The organism is Mycobacterium sp. IEC1808, from assembly GCF_002101935.1.
Taxonomy (GTDB): domain Bacteria; phylum Actinomycetota; class Actinomycetes; order Mycobacteriales; family Mycobacteriaceae; genus Mycobacterium.
The window spans coordinates 378,240-395,682 of sequence record NZ_LQPV01000005.1 but is presented as its reverse complement, the minus strand read 5'-3'; the positions used below and the strand labels follow the sequence as shown (position 1 = coordinate 395,682).

At 67.7% G+C, this 17,443-nt stretch carries 18 protein-coding genes; 5 read left to right on the top strand and 13 right to left on the bottom strand.

Annotated features, from left to right (window positions below; all coding sequences use genetic code 11):
* Positions 1 to 7: 7 nt before the first annotated feature.
* The 4 genes from cysW to AWB92_RS02945 form a co-directional block, all read right to left on the bottom strand.
* Complete coding sequence (gene cysW, locus AWB92_RS02960) at positions 8 to 823, bottom strand: sulfate ABC transporter permease subunit CysW (protein ID WP_068176553.1); 816 nt, start codon at positions 821 to 823, stop codon at positions 8 to 10.
* The gene (gene cysT / locus AWB92_RS02955) at positions 823 to 1,668 is read right to left on the bottom strand and encodes a sulfate ABC transporter permease subunit CysT (RefSeq protein ID WP_085183974.1); all 846 of its coding nucleotides are present in this window, start codon (positions 1,666 to 1,668) and stop codon (positions 823 to 825) included. The genes cysW and cysT overlap by 1 nt, the downstream gene beginning before the upstream one ends.
* Positions 1,665 to 2,711 (bottom strand): sulfate ABC transporter substrate-binding protein, encoded by a 1,047-nt coding sequence (locus AWB92_RS02950; protein ID WP_085183973.1) that lies wholly within the window; start codon positions 2,709 to 2,711, stop codon positions 1,665 to 1,667. The genes cysT and AWB92_RS02950 overlap by 4 nt, the downstream gene beginning before the upstream one ends.
* Positions 2,712 to 3,023: 312 nt before the next feature.
* Positions 3,024 to 3,218, bottom strand: a complete 195-nt coding sequence (locus AWB92_RS02945) for a hypothetical protein (protein WP_068110359.1) — start codon at positions 3,216 to 3,218, stop codon at positions 3,024 to 3,026.
* Positions 3,219 to 3,311: 93 nt separating this feature from the next.
* On the opposite strand from AWB92_RS02945, the gene AWB92_RS02940 reads away from it, so the two are divergent.
* Positions 3,312 to 5,363 (top strand): glycoside hydrolase family 15 protein, encoded by a 2,052-nt coding sequence (locus AWB92_RS02940; protein WP_085183972.1) that lies wholly within the window; start codon positions 3,312 to 3,314, stop codon positions 5,361 to 5,363.
* A 7-nt stretch (positions 5,364 to 5,370) separates the two neighbouring features.
* Here AWB92_RS02940 and AWB92_RS02935 read toward each other — a convergent pair whose 3' ends face one another.
* From AWB92_RS02935 to lepA, 3 genes are all read right to left on the bottom strand, one after another.
* Entirely contained in the window at positions 5,371 to 6,126 is a 756-nt protein-coding gene (locus AWB92_RS02935) for a sensor domain-containing protein (protein WP_085183971.1), read from the bottom strand.
* Positions 6,127 to 6,294: 168 nt separating this feature from the next.
* Positions 6,295 to 7,062, bottom strand: a complete 768-nt coding sequence (locus AWB92_RS02930; protein ID WP_085183970.1) for a sensor domain-containing protein — start codon at positions 7,060 to 7,062, stop codon at positions 6,295 to 6,297.
* Positions 7,063 to 7,064: 2 nt separating this feature from the next.
* Positions 7,065 to 8,996: a translation elongation factor 4 gene (lepA, locus tag AWB92_RS02925; RefSeq protein WP_085183969.1), complete on the bottom strand. Its 1,932-nt coding sequence runs from the start codon at positions 8,994 to 8,996 to the stop codon at positions 7,065 to 7,067.
* 33 nt (positions 8,997 to 9,029) lie between these two features.
* On the opposite strand from lepA, the gene AWB92_RS02920 reads away from it, so the two are divergent.
* Positions 9,030 to 9,608 carry a type II toxin-antitoxin system PemK/MazF family toxin gene (locus AWB92_RS02920; RefSeq protein WP_068128120.1) on the top strand — a complete coding sequence of 193 codons (579 nt, stop codon included), beginning with the start codon at positions 9,030 to 9,032 and terminating at the stop codon, positions 9,606 to 9,608.
* A 26-nt stretch (positions 9,609 to 9,634) separates the two neighbouring features.
* On the opposite strand, the gene AWB92_RS02915 is transcribed toward AWB92_RS02920, so the two are convergent.
* Complete coding sequence (locus AWB92_RS02915; RefSeq protein ID WP_068128117.1) at positions 9,635 to 10,063, bottom strand: CBS domain-containing protein; 429 nt, start codon at positions 10,061 to 10,063, stop codon at positions 9,635 to 9,637.
* A 172-nt stretch (positions 10,064 to 10,235) separates the two neighbouring features.
* On the opposite strand from AWB92_RS02915, the gene AWB92_RS02910 reads away from it, so the two are divergent.
* Entirely contained in the window at positions 10,236 to 11,078 is an 843-nt protein-coding gene (locus AWB92_RS02910) for a ribonuclease Z (RefSeq protein ID WP_085183968.1), read from the top strand.
* Here the strand turns inward: AWB92_RS02910 and AWB92_RS02905 are convergent.
* Positions 11,062 to 11,787, bottom strand: a complete 726-nt coding sequence (locus tag AWB92_RS02905; protein ID WP_173817330.1) for a hypothetical protein — start codon at positions 11,785 to 11,787, stop codon at positions 11,062 to 11,064. The two genes, AWB92_RS02910 and AWB92_RS02905, sit on opposite strands and share 17 nt — an antisense overlap.
* Positions 11,788 to 11,874: 87 nt before the next feature.
* On the opposite strand from AWB92_RS02905, the gene AWB92_RS02900 reads away from it, so the two are divergent.
* Entirely contained in the window at positions 11,875 to 12,366 is a 492-nt protein-coding gene (locus AWB92_RS02900; protein ID WP_085183967.1) for a MarR family winged helix-turn-helix transcriptional regulator, read from the top strand.
* A 129-nt stretch (positions 12,367 to 12,495) separates the two neighbouring features.
* On the opposite strand, the gene AWB92_RS02895 is transcribed toward AWB92_RS02900, so the two are convergent.
* From AWB92_RS02895 to AWB92_RS02885, 3 genes are read right to left on the bottom strand one after another with little or no spacing between them, the layout of a single operon-like run.
* Positions 12,496 to 13,335, bottom strand: a complete 840-nt coding sequence (locus tag AWB92_RS02895) for a transglutaminase family protein (protein WP_085183966.1) — start codon at positions 13,333 to 13,335, stop codon at positions 12,496 to 12,498.
* A complete protein-coding gene (locus tag AWB92_RS02890; RefSeq protein ID WP_068177226.1) occupies positions 13,335 to 14,312 on the bottom strand; it encodes an alpha-E domain-containing protein in 978 nt (325 codons plus the stop codon). The genes AWB92_RS02895 and AWB92_RS02890 overlap by 1 nt, the downstream gene beginning before the upstream one ends.
* Positions 14,312 to 16,018, bottom strand: coding sequence for a circularly permuted type 2 ATP-grasp protein (locus tag AWB92_RS02885; protein ID WP_085183965.1), 1,707 nt, complete (start codon positions 16,016 to 16,018; stop codon positions 14,312 to 14,314). Before AWB92_RS02885 ends, AWB92_RS02890 begins: the two co-directional genes overlap by 1 nt.
* A 146-nt stretch (positions 16,019 to 16,164) precedes the next feature.
* On the opposite strand from AWB92_RS02885, the gene rpsT reads away from it, so the two are divergent.
* Complete coding sequence (gene rpsT, locus AWB92_RS02880; RefSeq protein WP_068107880.1) at positions 16,165 to 16,425, top strand: 30S ribosomal protein S20; 261 nt, start codon at positions 16,165 to 16,167, stop codon at positions 16,423 to 16,425.
* A gap of 23 nt (positions 16,426 to 16,448) precedes the next feature.
* Here the strand turns inward: rpsT and holA are convergent, their stop codons facing one another.
* Positions 16,449 to 17,399, bottom strand: coding sequence for a DNA polymerase III subunit delta (gene holA, locus AWB92_RS02875; RefSeq protein WP_085184077.1), 951 nt, complete (start codon positions 17,397 to 17,399; stop codon positions 16,449 to 16,451).
* Between the last annotated feature and the right edge of the window lie 44 nt (positions 17,400 to 17,443).

Here is a 17,443-nt window from a genome sequence, read left to right as displayed (position 1 = left end):
GTCCGGCTTACTTGGTCGCTCGTGCCCGGCGGACGTCGAGGACCAGCTGGAAGATCAGGACCAGCACGGCCACACCCATCAGCAGCGTCGAGAGCGCGTAGGCGCCGTACTCGGCACCGCGGTTGTACCGGTCCGCGACAAGCAATGTCAGCGTTTGCGACTTGCCCGGCAGGTTGGACGACACGATGATCACCGCGCCGAACTCGCCGAGCGTGCGCGCGACGGTCAGCACGATGCCGTAGGTCAATCCCCATCGGATGGACGGCAACGTGATCCGCCAAAACGTCTGCCACCAACTCGAACCCAGGGTGGCCGCCGCCTCCTCCTGATCGGTTCCCAACTCGTGCAGCACCGGCTCCACTTCGCGCACCACGAACGGCAGCGTGACGAAGATGCTGGCCAGCACGATCCCGGGGAGGCCGAAAATGATCTTCAGGCCGAGGTTGTTTTCGACGAACCCGAAGGCGCCGCCCGCCCCCCACAGCAGGATCAATGCCACGCCCACGATGACGGGCGAGACCGCGAACGGCAGGTCGATGACCGCCTGCAGCACGCCCTTGCCCCGAAACCGGTTGCGCGCCAGCACCAGCGCGGTCGGAATCCCGAAAACGACGTTGAGCGGCACCACAATGGCCACCACCAGCAGCGTCAAATTCAGCGCCGATACCGCGGCCGGCGTGCTCACCCAGTCGAAGAACTGGCCGATCCCGGGGCGGAAGGTCCGCCACAGGATCAGCGACACCGGAACCACGAGCAACACGAAGATGTATGTCAGCCCGAGGAATCGGATGAGGTAGCGAGACCTCGTCGACGACGCCGTCATTATGCCAACTCCTCGCGTTTGGCCGCGCGCCCGCCCACGATGCGCAGGATGAACAGCACGGTAAACGAAATCGCAAGCAGCACGATGGATATCGCGGCGGCTCCGGTGCGGTCGTCGTTCTCGATCAGCGTCCGTATCCACTGGGAGGACACTTCGGTCTTGCCCGGCACCGCGCCGCCGATCAGCACCACCGAACCGAACTCGCCTATCGCTCGCGAGAACGCCAGGCCCGCACCGGATAACAAGGCCGGCGTCAGCGACGGCAACACGACCGAGGTGAAGATCTTCGGACCATTCGCGCCCAGCGACGCCGCCGCTTCCTCGGTCTCCCGGTCGATCTCCAGCAGCACCGGCTGGACGGCCCGCACCACGAACGGCAGGGTGACGAAGGCCAGCGCCACCGCCACGCCCCAAGCGGTGTGCTGCAGGTGCAGTCCCACCGGGCTGTTGTTCCCATACAAGGCCAGCATCACCAGGCTGGCGACGATAGTCGGCAGCGCGAACGGCAGGTCGATGATGGCGTCGACCAGTCGTTTGCCGAAGAAGTCGTCGCGCACCAGCATCCAGGCGATCACCAGCCCGAACACCAGGTTGACCGCCGTCACCCCGGCGGAGATGGTGAGCGTCACCCGGAACGACTCCAGCGCGGCGTTCGACGTTACGGCGAGCCAGAAGGCATGCCAGCCGCCGCCGGCGGCCTGCCACGCGATGGCCCCCAGCGGGAGCAGCACGATCACCGACAGCCACAGCGTCGCGACGCCGACCCGCAACGATGTGGTGCCCGACCCGCGCGGGCGCCGGAAGGCTCGTGTCGCGTCGGGGACGGGCGTGATGGTGGCCGTCATCCCGTCGCCTTCGTGTAGATCTTGGTGATGCTGCCCGTGTTCTTGTCGAACAGTTGCGGGTCCACCGCGGCCCAGCCGCCGAGCTGGGCGATCGTCCACAGCTTCGCCGGCACGGGGAACTGGCTGCGGAAATCCGCGGCCACGGCGGGATCGACCGGCCGGAAGCCGGCCTGCGCCCAGACCTTCTGCGCAGCCGCGGTGTACTGAAAGTTCTTGAAAGCCACGGCGGCGTCCAGGTGGGGGCTGGTGGTCACCACCGCCAATGGGTTCTCGATCTTGAACGTCTGCGGCGGATTGACGTGCTCGACCGGCTTGCCCGCCCGTTCGGTCGCGATCGCCTCGTTCTCGTAGCTGATCAAGACGTCACCGCTGCCCTGGACGAAGACGTCGGTGGCTTCCCGTCCCGAACCGGGGCGCAGCTTGACGTGTTCGCTCACCAATTTGTGGATGAAGTCGATGCCGGCCTGACCGTTGGCGCCGCCTTCACTCTTGACGGCATAGGGGGCAAGCAGATTCCACTTGGCCGATCCCGAACTCAGCGGGCTGGGCGTGATGACCTCAATGCCGTTCCGCAGCAGGTCATCCCAGTCCTTGATGTTCTTCGGATTTCCCTTGCGCACCACCAGCGTGACGACCGACCCGAACGGGATTCCCTTGGTGGCGTCGGTGTTCCAGTCCTTGGATACCTTGCCCGCCTTGACCAACCGGGTGACGTCGGGTTCGACCGAGAAGTTGACGAGATCGGCCGGCTTACCCTCGGCTACGCCGCGGGACTGGTCGCCGGAGGCGCCGTAGGAGGTGATCACCTGGATGCCCTTGCCCTCGTCGGAGGCGTTGAAGGCGGGGATCACCTTGCTCCAGCCGGGTTCCGGGGCCGAATAGGCGACAAGGGTGAGACTCGTGCGCGCATTGCTGGGGCCGCTCCCGCCCACCACGTCGCTGGGGCCGCCTTGACAAGCGGCGACGACACCGACGATCAGGGCGAGTATGGCCATGCCTCCAGCAGTCCGCCAGCGCCGGGCACTGCCGATGTCGGTGAGCATTGGCGGCCTTTCATTGCTGTTTCGGGCGGGACAACTGGTCTGGATCCCGTTGCAGCGGAAAGGCGATGAGACTTCAGGAGAGTCGACGACCCCTAACCAAACCGCGCACGGGTTGGAGTCAGCGACAACAGTGCACAAAGACAGCGCATTCCACCACGCCGGTTGCCATGTGCATGTCGCGAAGCCTAACAGGAATTCGGTGGGCCGCCACCGCGCACCCGACCGAGCGTCAGTGCGTCGCTAGCCATGTGACGATCACCAGCGCCACGAGGGCGACCAGAATCAACGTCACGTGCGAGCGAGGCATGGGCGTTACCCGGGCGCCCCATCGGCGTGCCGAACACGGCGCATCAGCTTGATGCCCTTTCCGAGCAGGCGGTCCAGCAGGCCAGCCGTGACGTAGGCCACCGCCAAAACGACGGGCATCACGATCATGGCTTGGAGCACGAACGCGAGCCCCGAGAGCCACAGCTCGTTGCCGTCCCACCAATTCAGGAACCCGCCCACCCGGCTCACCCTATTCGCCCCCGGCGCCCGCACCCAACCGACACCTAATGGAAACATTGGACGCCGGGCAGGTTGACAGTCGATGATGTCGGCATGGTTCTGCACGCCCAACCCGCCGACCAGCCGGCCGACGGCGCCCCCGCGGAGGCACCCCTGGAGGCGTTCGACGCGACTCCCGAGCCGGCGCTGGCTGCGCCGATCGATTTCAGCGCGCCCGCCCCGCTCGCGCCCACCGCGTCGCTGCGGAACCCATTTCCGCCGATCGCCGACTACGCGTTCCTGTCCGACTGGGAGACGACGTGCCTGATCTCGCCCGCCGGGTCGGTCGAATGGCTGTGCGTGCCCCGACCCGACTCCCCGAGCGTGTTCGGCGCCATCCTGGACCGTAGCGCCGGCCACTTTCGACTCGGCCCGTACGGCGTCTCGGTGCCCTCGGCGCGCCGCTACCTTCCGGGCAGCCTGATCATGGAGACCACCTGGCAGACCCATACCGGGTGGCTGATCGTGCGTGACGCGCTGGTGATGGGCCCGTGGCATGACATCGAGCGCCGCTCGCGGACGCATCGCCGCACCCCGATGGATTGGGACGCCGAGCACATCCTGCTGCGCACGGTGCGCTGCGTCAGCGGCACCGTCGAGCTGATGATGAGCTGCGAGCCGGCGTTCGACTACCACCGCGTCGGCGTCACCTGGGAATATTCGGCCAACGCCTACGGCGAGGCCATCGCGCGCGCCAGCAAGCAGCCCGACGCGCACCCGACGCTGCGGCTGACCACCAACCTGCGCATCGGGCTGGAGGGCCGGGAAGCGCGGGCGCGTACCCGGATGAAAGAGGGCGATGACGTGTTCGTCGCCCTGAGCTGGACCAAGCACCCGGCGCCGCAGACCTACGAAGAGGCCGCCGACAAGATGTGGCAGACCACCGAGTGCTGGCGGCAGTGGATCAACATCGGGAACTTCCCCGACCACCCCTGGCGCGCCTACCTGCAGCGCAGCGCGCTGACGCTGAAGGGTCTGACGTATTCGCCCACGGGCGCGCTGCTGGCGGCCAGCACCACGTCGCTCCCCGAGACGCCGCACGGCGAGCGCAACTGGGATTACCGCTATGCCTGGGTCCGCGACTCGACGTTCGCGCTGTGGGGCCTCTACACCCTGGGACTCGACCGCGAGGCCGACGACTTCTTCGCGTTCATCGCCGACGTCTCCGGCGCCAACAGCAACGAGCGCCACCCGCTGCAGGTGATGTACGGCGTCGGCGGCGAGCGCAGCCTGGTCGAAGAGGAGCTGCACCACCTCTCCGGTTACGACCACGCCCGTCCGGTGCGGATCGGCAACGGCGCCTACGACCAGGTTCAGCACGACATCTGGGGCTCGATCCTGGACTCGTTCTACCTGCACGCCAAGTCGCGAGAGCAAATCCCGGAGACCCTATGGCCGGTGCTCAAGAAGCAGGTCGAAGAGGCGATCAAGCATTGGCGCGAGCCCGACCGCGGCATCTGGGAGGTGCGCGGGGAGCCGCAGCATTTCACGTCGTCGAAGGTGATGTGCTGGGTGGCGCTCGACCGCGGCTCCAAGCTTGCCGAGCGGCAGGGCGAGAAGAGCTATGCCCAGCAGTGGCGGGCGATCGCCGAGGAGATCAAGAACGACATCCTCGAGCACGGGGTCGACTCGCGCGGCGTGTTCACCCAGCGCTACGGCAGCGACGCGCTGGACGCCTCGCTGCTGCTGGTCGTGCTGACCCGGTTCCTGCCGCCGGACGACCCGCGGGTGCGCAACACCGTGCTGGCGATCGCCAACGAGCTGACCGAGGAGGGCCTGGTGCTGCGCTACCGGGTCGAGGAGACCGACGACGGGCTGTCCGGCGAGGAGGGCACGTTCACGATCTGCTCGTTCTGGTTGGTCTCGGCGCTGGTCGAGATCGGCGAGGTGAGCCGCGCCAAGCGGCTCTGCGAGCGCCTGCTCGCCTACGCCAGCCCGCTGCACCTCTACGCCGAGGAGATCGAGCCGCGCACCGGACGGCACCTGGGCAACTTCCCGCAGGCGTTCACACACCTGGCCCTGATCAACGCCGTCGTGCACGTCATCCGGGCCGAAGAGGAGGCCGACGGATCGGGCACGTTCCAGCCGGCCAACGCGCCGGTGTAGATCCCCGTCAGCTCAGCGCGCCGACCTTGTCCAGAATGGCCTGCGCGATGTCGACGGCACTGGCCTGAGGATCGGCGCCGGGGTCCGGCGGCTGCGTATCACCGAAGAAGGCGACCTCGACCTCGACCAGGCAGTTGCCGCGGACGCCCAGAGCCCGCCCGGACTGCAGGGACGCCGAATCCAAGCTGCGCGACGCGAACCCCATCGAAATGGTCGCCGAGACAACCGGATTCGTGGCCTCGACGTTGGTGACCGCAGCCTTGAGCTTGAACACCGTGCCCGACAAGGGCATCGTCGTGCCATCGCATTTTTGCCACTGCTGGGAGAATTTTTCGAACAGCGCCTGGGCCTCGGCGGGGCTGGGCAGGCTGACCACGCCCTCCTTGACGCTGGTCACCTCCACGGACTTCGGGGCGTGCCGCCAGGTCTGAACCGCGACGTGACGCACCTGGCTGGATTGATAGACGACTCGCTGCAGCATCGACGCCACGCCCAGGCAGTCGCCGGGCGAGAGCCACCCGTCGTCCAATAACGCGTCGGGACCACCGAACCGCGGCCGAAAACGAGGGTCGATCTTGAAGGACTGGTTGAGAATTCCCGCCAAGGCCCGATGACCCAGCAGCACCTGCTTGATGGTTTGCCCGTGCAGCGACCGCGGCGCCATGCCCGGCGCCGGTCGCGCCGTGCCGTCGACAACCGTGGCGCAGCCGGCGGTCGACATCGCGAGCAGTAGCGCGGCCACCACGCACCAGCGTCGTCCCATGCGCGCCGGACATCGGCCGTGTGATTTACCTCTCATACGCATTTCATTCATCGTTCAGCCCTCTTTCGTTCACCGAGAGTTTACTTTGGGGCGAAGAGGGCCTCCGCAAGACACACCGAGGAGGCAGGGAGAGCCCAGGAACGTCTCAGCTTGTGACGAGGCGCCGTGTCAGCTCAGGGCACTGACCTTGTCCATCATGGCGCGCGCGACGTCGATGCCGCTGGTGTCCAGGTTGCCCGATCCCGGGTCGGACGGGCGCCGGTCGCCGAAGAAGACGACCTCCACCTCGACGAGGCAGTTCAACTGGACCCCGATGGCCCGCGCCTGTGGCGTGGGCCGCAGGGGCGGCATGTTGGGAAGCACCGACGTCGCGGTATTCGTCGCCGCGACAATGGTTTTGGAGGCGTCCGGTATGCGGACGTCGCCGATGACGATTGTCGTGCTGATCGGGCCGTTCTGCTCCGTCGTCGTGGTGCCGTTGCACTGCTGCCACTGCTGCGAGAACTGCGCGAACAGCGCCTGGGCCTGCGCGGCCGACGGCAGGGCGACGACGCCCTCGATGACGCTGATCACCTGCGCCGGATCGCCGTTGTTCCACCACGCCTGCGCCGCAACGTCTTTGACGTCCGCGGACTGGTAGACGCTTTTCTGCAGCATCGCCGTCACGCCCAGGCAATTGGCCGGCGAGACGGTTTCGTCCTTTTGGCTCAGCACGCCGGGTCCGCCGAACTCGGCCGGCTTGCGGGTGGCGAAGGGCTGGTTGAGCATCCGCGACAAAACGTCGCCGTCGAGCAGTACCCGGCGGACGGTGTCGCCGGTGAGCGGGCGTGGCTTTAGGTTGGGCGCCGGTTTCGCCGTGCCATCCACAACGCCGCCGCATCCGGCCGCCACCGCGGCGACCAACATCAACGCCGTCGCCGGCCCGAGGATTCGCACGGCTACTTCTTACCCTTGTCCCCGGCGGCGTCGGTGGACAGCGCGGCGACGAACGCCTCCTGCGGCACCTCCACCCGGCCGATCGTCTTCATCCGCTTCTTGCCTTCCTTCTGCTTTTCCAGAAGTTTCCGTTTGCGGGTGATGTCGCCGCCATAGCATTTGGACAGCACGTCCTTGCGGATCGCTCGAATGTTCTCGCGGGCAATGATTTTCGATCCGATGGCCGCCTGTACCGGCACCTCGAACTGCTGGCGCGGGATCAGCTCCTTGAGCTTGGTGGTCATCTTGTTGCCGTAGGCGTACGCCGAATCCTTGTGCACGATCGCGCTGAACGCGTCGACGGCCTCGCCCTGCAGCAGGATGTCGACCTTGACCAGCTCGGCCTCCTGCTCGCCGGCCTCCTCGTAGTCGAGGCTGGCATAGCCGCGGGTGCGCGACTTCAGGGAATCGAAGAAGTCGAAGATGATCTCGCCGAGCGGCATGGTGTAGCGCAATTCCACCCGCTCGGGCGACAGGTAATCCATGCCGCCCAGTTCGCCCCGCCGGGACTGGCACAGCTCCATGATGGTGCCGATGAACTCGCTGGGGGCGATGATGGTGGTCTTCACGACGGGTTCGTAGACGATGCGGATCTTGCCTTCCGGCCAGTCCGACGGGTTGGTCACCACGATCTCGCTGTCATCCTCTTTGACGACCCGATAGACGACGTTCGGCGACGTCGAGATCAGGTCCAGGTCGAATTCGCGCTCCAGGCGTTCGCGGGTGATCTCCATGTGCAGCAGACCGAGGAAGCCACAGCGGAAACCGAAGCCCAGCGCGACCGACGTCTCCGGCTCGTAGGTCAGGGCGGCGTCGTTGAGCTGCAGGCGGTCCAGGGCGTCGCGCAGATCCGGGTAGTCCGAGCCGTCGACGGGATACAGCCCCGAATAGACCATCGGCTTGGGTTCGCGATAGCCCGTCAGCGCCTCGGTGGCGCCGTGGCGGGCGGTCGTCACGGTGTCGCCGACCTTGGACTGCCGGACGTCCTTCACCCCCGTGATCAGGTAACCCACCTCCCCAACCCCGAGGCCGTCGCTGGGCTTGGGTTCGGGCGAGACGATGCCGACCTCGAGCAGTTCGTGGGTGGCGCCGGTGGACATCATCGCGATCCGTTCGCGCGGGGTGATCTTGCCGTCTACCACGCGCACGTAGGTGACCACGCCGCGGTAGATGTCGTAGACGGAGTCGAAGATCATCGCGCGGGTGGGCGCGTCGGCGTCACCCTCGGGCGGCGGGACCTCACGCACGACGTGGTCGAGCAGGTCGGCGACGCCCTCCCCGGTCTTGCCGGACACCCGCAACACGTCCTCAGGCTCGCAGCCGATGATGTGGGCGATCTCGCCGGCGTAGCGGTCGGGGTCGGCGGCCGGCAGGTCGATCTTGTTGAGCACCGGGATGATGTGCAGGTCACGGTCCAGCGCCAGGTACAGGTTGGCCAGCGTCTGCGCCTCGATGCCCTGGGCGGCGTCCACCAGCAATACCGCGCCTTCGCAGGCCTCCAACGCGCGCGACACCTCGTAGGTGAAGTCGACGTGGCCCGGGGTGTCGATCAGGTGCAGAACATAGTCGGTGTCATCGATTTTCCAAGGCAGCCGCACATTCTGCGCCTTGATGGTGATCCCGCGCTCCCGCTCGATGTCCATCCGGTCGAGGTACTGGGCGCGCATCGACCGCTCGTCGACGACGCCGGTGAGCTGAAGCATCCGGTCCGCCAGCGTCGACTTGCCGTGGTCGATGTGAGCGATGATGCAGAAATTCCTGATCTGCGCCGGCGGGGTGAAGGTCTTGTCGGCGAAACTGCTGATGGGAATCTCCTGGTCTGGGCCTGCTCGAGGCCGCCTGAGCGGTATGTCCAGGGTATCTGTGCGCGGTCGCCGGGACCTACTTGGACACATTCGAACCCGGCCGCCCGTGGTTATGCTGCGAATATGGCGTCTCCCCGCAAATCCCAATGGAAGACGTTGCAGCGCTTCGCCCGAAATGTGGTGATCTACGCGCAGACCGCCCAGGTCGTCGCGCGCGAACTCGAGCGCGCCGTGAAGATCACCGCGAACGTCATCGCCGCGGCCGCGCCACAGTCACCGGCCGAGATCGCGACGGGGCGGCCGGTGACCAGCACCAGCTTTCCCACCGCCCAACGGGCGCGAAAGCTGGTCTACGCCCCGAACCTCGACGGCCGGGCCGATCCCGGCGAGATCGTGTGGACGTGGGTGGCCTACGAGGACGACCCCACCCGGGGGAAGGATCGACCGGTCCTGGTCGTGGGCCGTGACCGCCGCGTCCTGTTGGGGCTGATGGTCTCCAGCCAGCAGCGCCACGCGGGCGATCGCGACTGGGTGGGGATCGGGGCCGGCGCCTGGGATTACGAGGGCCGGGAGAGCTGGGTTCGCCTGGACCGGGTGCTGGACGTGCCCGAGGAGGGCATTCGCCGCGAGGGCGCGATCCTGGACCGCGAAATCTTCGACGTCATCGCCGCCCGGCTACGGGCGGACTACGCCTGGAGCTAGTGCCCGCAGATCGCCGAGCCGGGCAATCAGCCCTGGGTGATGTAGGACTGCAGCTGCTCGTGCTCGGCCTCGAGCTCCTCCATCCGCGTCTTCACCACGTCACCGATGCTGACGATGCCGATCAGCTTCTTGCCGTCCAGCACCGGCACGTGGCGCACTCGGTTCTTGGTCATCAGCACGCTCAGCGAGTCCACCGTGTCCGACTTCGTGCACGTGGCGACCGTGGAGGTCATGATCTTGGAGACCGGCCGCGACAGCACGCTCGCGCCGTGGGTGTGCAGTTGGCGCACGACGTCGCGCTCCGAGACGATGCCGACGACGCCCTCGTCGCCGACCACCACCATGGCGCCGATGTTTTGCTCGGCGAGGCCGGCGAGCAGCTCCTTGACGGTCGCATCGGGGTTGATCGTCACCACCGCCGCGCCCTTGTTCCGCAAGACGTCCGCAATCCGCATCAAGGCCTCCAGCCGGTTGTGATCCGCTTCACATCAGGCTACGGCTAACTCGCTCGGCGGGGAAGCCAACACGAAAAGCGGCAACCGCGGCTCCCATACCCTCGGATTCCCAGCCCAAACTCGCATCGGTCAAATGCCCCTGCGGCCCTGTGCCGCTTGCGAGGATAGGCCGATGATCGAGATCACCCTGTTGGGCACCGGAAGCCCCATCCCCGATCCCAACCGCGCCGGTCCGTCGACCCTGGTGCGGGCCGGCGGACAGGTGTTTTTGGTCGACTGCGGGCGTGGGGTGCTGCAGCGCGCGGCGGCGGTCGGCGTGGGCGCCGCCGGTTTGTCGGCGCTGCTGCTCACTCACCTGCACAGCGACCACATCGGCGATCTCGGCGACCTGCTGATCACCCGGTGGATCTCCACCTTTGCGCCCGAGCCCACGCCGCTGCCGATCATCGGGCCGCCCGGCACCGCGGAGACCGTGGAGGCGACGCTCAAGGCGTTCGGCCACGACATCGGCTACCGGATCGCCCATCACGCCGACCTGAACGCGCCACCGGCGGTCGAGGTTCACGAGTGCACCGAAGGCCCGGTGTGGGACCGCGACGGGGTGTCGATCCGGGTCGCGCCGACCGACCACCGACCGGTGACACCGACCATCGGGTTCCGCATCGAATCCGGCGCAACCTCGGTGGTGCTGGCGGGAGACACGGTCCCATGCGCGGGCCTGGACGAACTGGCAAGCGGCGCAAACGCATTGGTGCACACCGTGATCCGCAAGGACATCGTCGCCAACATCCCGCAGCAGCGGCTTCAGGACATCTGCGATTACCACTCGTCGGTGGAGGAGGCGGCGACGACCGCCGACCGCGCGAGCGTGGGCACCCTGGTGATGACGCACTACGTGCCTGCGCTGGTGCCCGGGCAAGAGGAACAGTGGCGCGCGCTGGCCGCCACCAAATTCGGCGGGCGCATCGAACTCGGCGACGACCTGCATCGTGTCGAGGTCAACCCGCGCTCGTAGCCGCCGTCCGGCGAATGTCGTTGCGGCGCAGCGGAAGTAGGGCGCCCTCCACTATCAGCCAAGCCAGCGCCGAGACACGCGCGATCGGCAGGATCACCCCGAGTTCGGGCCACACCAGGACCAACGTCGCCGCTTCGGCCAACGCGGCGATCGCCAGGCCGGTCCACGCCACCGGGCGCGGCGTCAACCCCAAGACGAGGCTGGGGACCGCCATGCCCGCCACCAGCAGACCCAGCGCCACGATGTGGCCCGGGCCGCCGACAAGGAACACCAGGAAGTAGACGGCCCGGACCAGCGCGGCGTCGGCGCTGACGTCCGGGCGTGACAGCGTCCAGCCGAGCAACCCCGCCAGGCCCAGGGCACCCGCGGCCAGCGTCCCGCCGGCGAGGGCGATCGTCGCGCCGGGGGCGGTGACGCCGAGTTGCCGCAACCGGGCGCTGGCCGTCGCCGCGTAGATCGTCAACGGCACCGACGACGCGAACACCGCGGTGGCGATCACTTGCACCGCGAGCGGCTGGCCGCGGACGTACGCGATAACCGGGGCCGCCGGGCCGTAGGGCAACGGCATCACGCCGCCCAACGCGACCCCGATCGCGAGGCCGCCGAACAGCAATCCGACACTCACGACGGCAAGCAACACCAGCGGCGGTCCGCCCTGCCGCCGGGGGCCGGCCAGCGGCCGATTTCCATCTCCTCGTGAATCGTTCATGCGATGAACGATATGCCGGCTTCAGCTACTGCACAAGCCCGTGAATGATTCACAGGACGAATCATTCGCGAACGCTATGATGGCCCGGTGACATCAGTTCCCGACCGTCCCGACGGCGTGGCCTTCCTGTTGGCTCAGCTCGGCCATCACGCCGCGACGCTGTTCGCCGAACAGGTGGCCACCCTCGAGTTGACGCCCCCGCACGCGGGAATCCTGCGCGCCATCGCCGCGGAACCCGGCCGCAGTCAGCAGGCCCTCAGCGCCCAACTGGGCATGCTGCCCAGCCGGGTCGTCGTCTACGTCGACGAACTGGAGGAACGCGGCTACGTCGAGCGGCGCCGCAACCCCGACGATCGCCGGTTGCATGCCCTGTACCTCACCGCCGCCGGAAAAAGGTTGATGCGCAAGCTCTCCGAGCTCGCACGCCAGCACGAGCTCCGGTTCGCCGCCACGCTTGACGCGGAGCAATACGGCACCCTGCGGGAGCTGCTCGCGGCGGTGGCACGGCAGCAGGGGCTGGCGCCGCATGTCCACCCCGGCTACAAATCGATCGGTCGACCGGCAAACCCGGCCGGGTGAGTTCGGATAGCGATACGATCCGCTTCGGCAATACATCCACGAAGGCGCGAGGTGCCGGATGTCGTTTGTAGTCGCAGGGCCACAAGCAATGCTGGCGGGCGCGGTCGATATGGCCGGCGTCGGTTCCGGCTAGGCGAGCCGGGTGACCTCCACGATCACGTCGAGATCGGTCGCGCCTTCCCCGGAATAGATGCCCTTGAGCGGGGCGACATCGGTGTAGTCGCGCCCGGCGCCGACGCTTACGTACTGCTCGGTGATCTCGCTGTCGTTGGTGGGGTCGAAGCTCCACCAGCCACCGGTCCAGGCCTGAATCCATGCATGGCTTCGCCCGTCGACTGTGTCGCCCACTACGGCGTTCCGCTTCGGGTGCAGATACCCGGACACGTAGCGTCCCGGAATTCCCATGGCGCGCAACAACATCAGCGACAGGTGCACGAAGTCCTGGCAGACGCCCTTGCCCTCGTTCAGCGCGTCCAGCCCGGAGGAGTGCACCCCGGTGGTCCCCGGCAGATAGTCCAGCTCGCCGCGCACCCACTTGCCCGCCACGACGACGGCCTCGGCGGGGTCATAGGACTTGGCGATCTTCTTGGCCACCGACGCGACGCGCTTGCCAGTCGGGGTGTGCGCGGTGGGGCGCAGCAATTCGTCGAAACGATCGATCACGGCCTCGGACCGCAGGTCGCTCCAGCTGACCTCGGACACCGCCGGCTCCCCCCGTTCGGTCTCGACGACCGACGACGAGGTCACCGTGAGATCGGTGTGCGGCGCGTGCAAGTCGAACGCGGTGACGGCGGTGCCCCAATAGTCGATGTAGCGGTGCGACCTTGTCGCCGGGATAGTTTCGACGCGATTGAGGATGACGTTTTGCCTGGTGTCCGATCGCGGGGTCAGGCGGGCCTCGTTATAGGAGGCCGTCACCGGCGACTGGTAGGCGTAACCGGTGGTGTGGACTACGCGCAGCCGCCACATCAGTTTTCGCCCTGCCTGCCGACCAGTCGGGCGCCCTGGCCCGCGTCCGACCACGCAACCCAGGGGGTCACGTGGAAGTACTGCAGCGACAACGCTTCTCCGACGTCACGACAGGTTCGCTGCAGGCCCGCCAAGCGGCTGTCCAGCGACTCGAGCAACACACCCGGTTGGACGAATTCCAGTTCGCTGCGGGCCTTCCCGAGCAACCGCTGCGCTTCGGCGGTCGCCCCGATCCGGCTCTGCGGGCTGTGCACCAGCTCGTCAAGGTTGTCCTCGGCCAGCCTCAACGAGTAGAACACCGAGCGCGGAAACAGCCGGTCCAGCAACATGAATTGGACCACCCGGCCCGCGTCCAACACCCCCCGGTAGGTCCGCAGGTAGGTGTCGTGTGCGCCCGCCGAACGCAGCAGGGTCACCCACGCCGGCGACGACGCGCTGTCGCCGACCCGCGACAGCAGCAGCCGCACCGTCATGTCGACCCGCTCGATCGCGCGGCCCAGCAACATGAACCGGTATCCGTCGTCGCGCGACAGCGTCGAGTCGGCCAGCCCGGCGAACATCGCCGCGCGGCCCTCGATGAACGCCAGGAATTCATGCGGCCCAAGGCGTTTCGCGGCGCGCTCGCGTTCTGCCAGGGCGTGGTAGGTGGTGTTGAGGCACTCCCAGATTTCGCTGGACGTCACCTCCCGCGCCGACTTCGCGTTCTCCCGCGCCGCGGTGATGGCATCGACGATCGAACACCCGCCCGACGCGTTGGTGCTGAAGGCCACCAGGTCGGTCAACGACCACACGTCGAGGTCGTGATCCGGTGGGTCGATGCCGAGGACGCGCAACAGCAACCGGGATGCCTGGTCCGGGTCGACGCTGGAATCCTCGAGCAGCTGGTGCAGCGCGACGTCCAGGATCCGTGCGGTGTCGTCGGCGCGCTCGACGTAGCGACCGATCCAGTAGAGCGCCTCGGCGTTGCGGGCCAGCATCAGCGCATCCTCTGCTGTTGCTGCTGCTGGGGCTGCTCGTCCGGCGCCCCGTTGGGCTGCGCCTGCTGCTGCGACAGCCGTGGCGAACCGTCGAGCACCGGATCCGGGATGGACTTCGGCAACGACCGCACCACCTCCGCGGCGCCCAGCTCCCGGGCGCCCGCCGCGGCGCGCGGCGCCAACACCCAGGTGTCCTTCGACCCGCCGCCCTGGCTGGAGTTGACCACCCGCGAGCCCTCGACCAGGGCCACCCGGGTCAATCCGCCCGGAAGCACCCACACGTCGTCGCCGTCGTTGACCGCGAACGGCCGCAGGTCGACGTAGCGGGGCGCCAGCGAGCTGCCGATCTGCGTCGGCACGGTCGACAGCTCCATCATCGGCTGCGCGATCCAGCTCCGCGGATCGTCGCGGATCTTCTTGGCGACGGCGGCCAACTCTTTGTCGGACGCCTCCGGGCCGAAGACGATGCCGTAGCCGCCGGACCCTTCGACCGGCTTGAGCACTAATTCGTCGATGCGGTCGAGGACCTCTTCGCGCTCGTCGTCGAGCCAGCATCGATACGTCTCGACGTTGGCCAGCAGGGGCTTCTCGCCCAGGTAGTACTCGATCATTGTCGGCACGTAGGTGTAGACGAGCTTGTCGTCGCCCACGCCGTTGCCGATCGCGCTGGAGATGACGACGTTGCCGGCGCGGGCGGCGTTGACCAGGCCGGCCACCCCGAGCACCGAGTCGGCGCGGAACTGCAGCGGGTCCAGGAACGTGTCGTCGATGCGCCGGTAGATGACGTCGACCTGGCGCTCGCCCTCGGTGGTGCGCATGTACACCTGGTTGTCGCGGCAGAACAGGTCGCGGCCTTCGACGAGCTCGACGCCCATCTGGCGGGCCAGCAGCGAATGCTCGAAGTAGGCCGAGTTCGCCACGCCGGGGGTCAGGACGACGACGGTGGGATCGGCCTCGTTGGTGGCCGCGGAATTGCGCAGCGCGCGCAGCAGGTGGGAGGCGTAGTCGTCGACCGCGCGCACCCGGTGGGTGGCGAACAGGTTGGGGAAGACCCGCGCCATGGTGCGCCGGTTCTCCATCACGTACGACACCCCCGAGGGCGAGCGCAGGTTGTCCTCCAGGACGCGGAAATTGCCCTTCTCGTCGCGGATCAGGTCGATGCCGGCGACGTGGATCCGCACCCCGTTGGGCGGGACGATGCCGAAGGCCTCCCGGTGAAAGTGTTCGCAGGAGGTGATCAGGCGGCGCGGAATGATGTCGTCGTTGAGGATTTCCTGATCGCCGTAGATGTCATCGAGGTACATCTCGAGCGCCTTGACCCGCTGGGTGATGCCGCGCTCCAACCGGCTCCACTCGGCCGCCGAGATGACGCGCGGCACCAGGTCGAGCGGGAACGGCCGCTCCTGGCCCGACAGCGAGAACGTGATGCCCTGGTCGATGAACGCGCGGCCCAGCGCCTCGGCGCGGGCCTTCAGCTCGGACGCGTCGGACGGCGCCAGCTCGGCGTAGATGCCCTTGTACGGGCCGCGGACCGTGCCCTGGGCGTCGAACATCTCGTCGAAGGCCTTGGAGTAAACGTCGGCGTACGAGTCCGACGCGGTGTAGCCGCGGAAGATGCGTTCGGAGCGCGCATCCGGCCGCGCCGCGGCGCCGCGCGATCCCCGCCTGGTGTCCTCAAGCTGGCTCGGAAGACTCACTTTAGAGATGGTGCCTCACATCGGCGTTGTAGCAGGCCACGGGTTCCCCTTTTGGGAAAAAACGTAACCGACTGCTAACCTGGGCAGTCGCTGTTGGGTGTGGGGCCGCCCCCCGAGAAGCACCGCAATCACCGATTCGAAGAAGGAACTCACGCGTGGCCAACATCAAGTCGCAGCAGAAGCGCATCAAGACCAACGAGCGCGCCCGGCTGCGCAACAAGTCGGTGAAGTCCTCGCTGCGTACCGCCGTCCGCGCGTTCCGGGAGGCCGCCGAGGGCGGCGACAAAGAGAAGGCCGCCGAGCTGCTGGTCTCGACCAACCGCAAGCTGGACAAGGCGGCCAGCAAGGGCGTGATCCACAAGAACCAGGCCGCGAACAAGAAGTCGGCGCTGGCGCGGGCGCTCAACAAGATCTGAGCAGCCGAGCTTCTCCGGGCCTGTCAGCGGCCCCGGTCGGCCACCAATTCGGCAACCTGCCGGACCGCCGATTCCAGCGCGTAGTCCGCGTCGGCGACGGCCCCCTTAACGTTGGCGTTCAGCTCCGCCACGACTTTCATCGCGACCGCAACCGTTTCGCGCGTCCAGCGCCGGGCCTGCTTCTGGGCCTTCTGCACACGCCAGGGCGGCATGCCCAGCTGCGACGCCAGGCGGTACGGGTCGCCGGATAGCGGTCCCACCCGGCCGATGGTGTGCACGGCCTCGGCCAGCGCGTCGGCCAGCACCACCAGCGGCTCGCCGCGCATCATCGCCCACCGCAGCGCCTCGGTGGCCCCCGCGACGTCGCCCGCCACCGCCTTGTCGGCGATGTCGAAGCCCTTCACCTCCGCCTTCCCGCTGTGATAGCGGCGCACCGCGGCGGCATCGAGTTGGCCGGCGGTGTCGGCGACCAGCTGCGAGCACGCGGCGGCCAGCTCGCGCACGTCGGACCCGACGGCGTCGAGCAGCGCCGTAACCGTCTCCTCGTCGACCTTGACCCGCAGTGCGCGGAACTCCTTGCGGATGAAGTCGACGCGTTCGCTGAGCTTGGCGATCCGCGCGCAGGGATGCACCTCGGCGCCCAGCGACTGCAGCTCGGTGGCGAGCGCCTTGGCGCGCCCGCCGCCCGAGTGCACCACCACCAGAACCGTGCCGGCCGGCACGTCGGCGGCCGCCGCGGCGATGACCGAGGCCGCGTCCTTGCCGGCTTCGGCAGCCGCCTCCAGCACCACGATGCGCTCGTCGGCGAACAGCGACGGGCTGAGCAGCTCGGCGAGCTCGTAGGTGCCGACGTCGCCGGCCCGCATCCGGCTCACCGGGACGTCGTCGGTGCCGGCGCGCTCGCGCGCCGACCGCAGCACGTCGGCCACGGCCCGCTCGACCAGCAGCTCCTCGTCCCCCAGCACCAGGTGCAGGTGCCCAACCTCGCTCACCCCCCGATGGTGTCACGGGACACCGA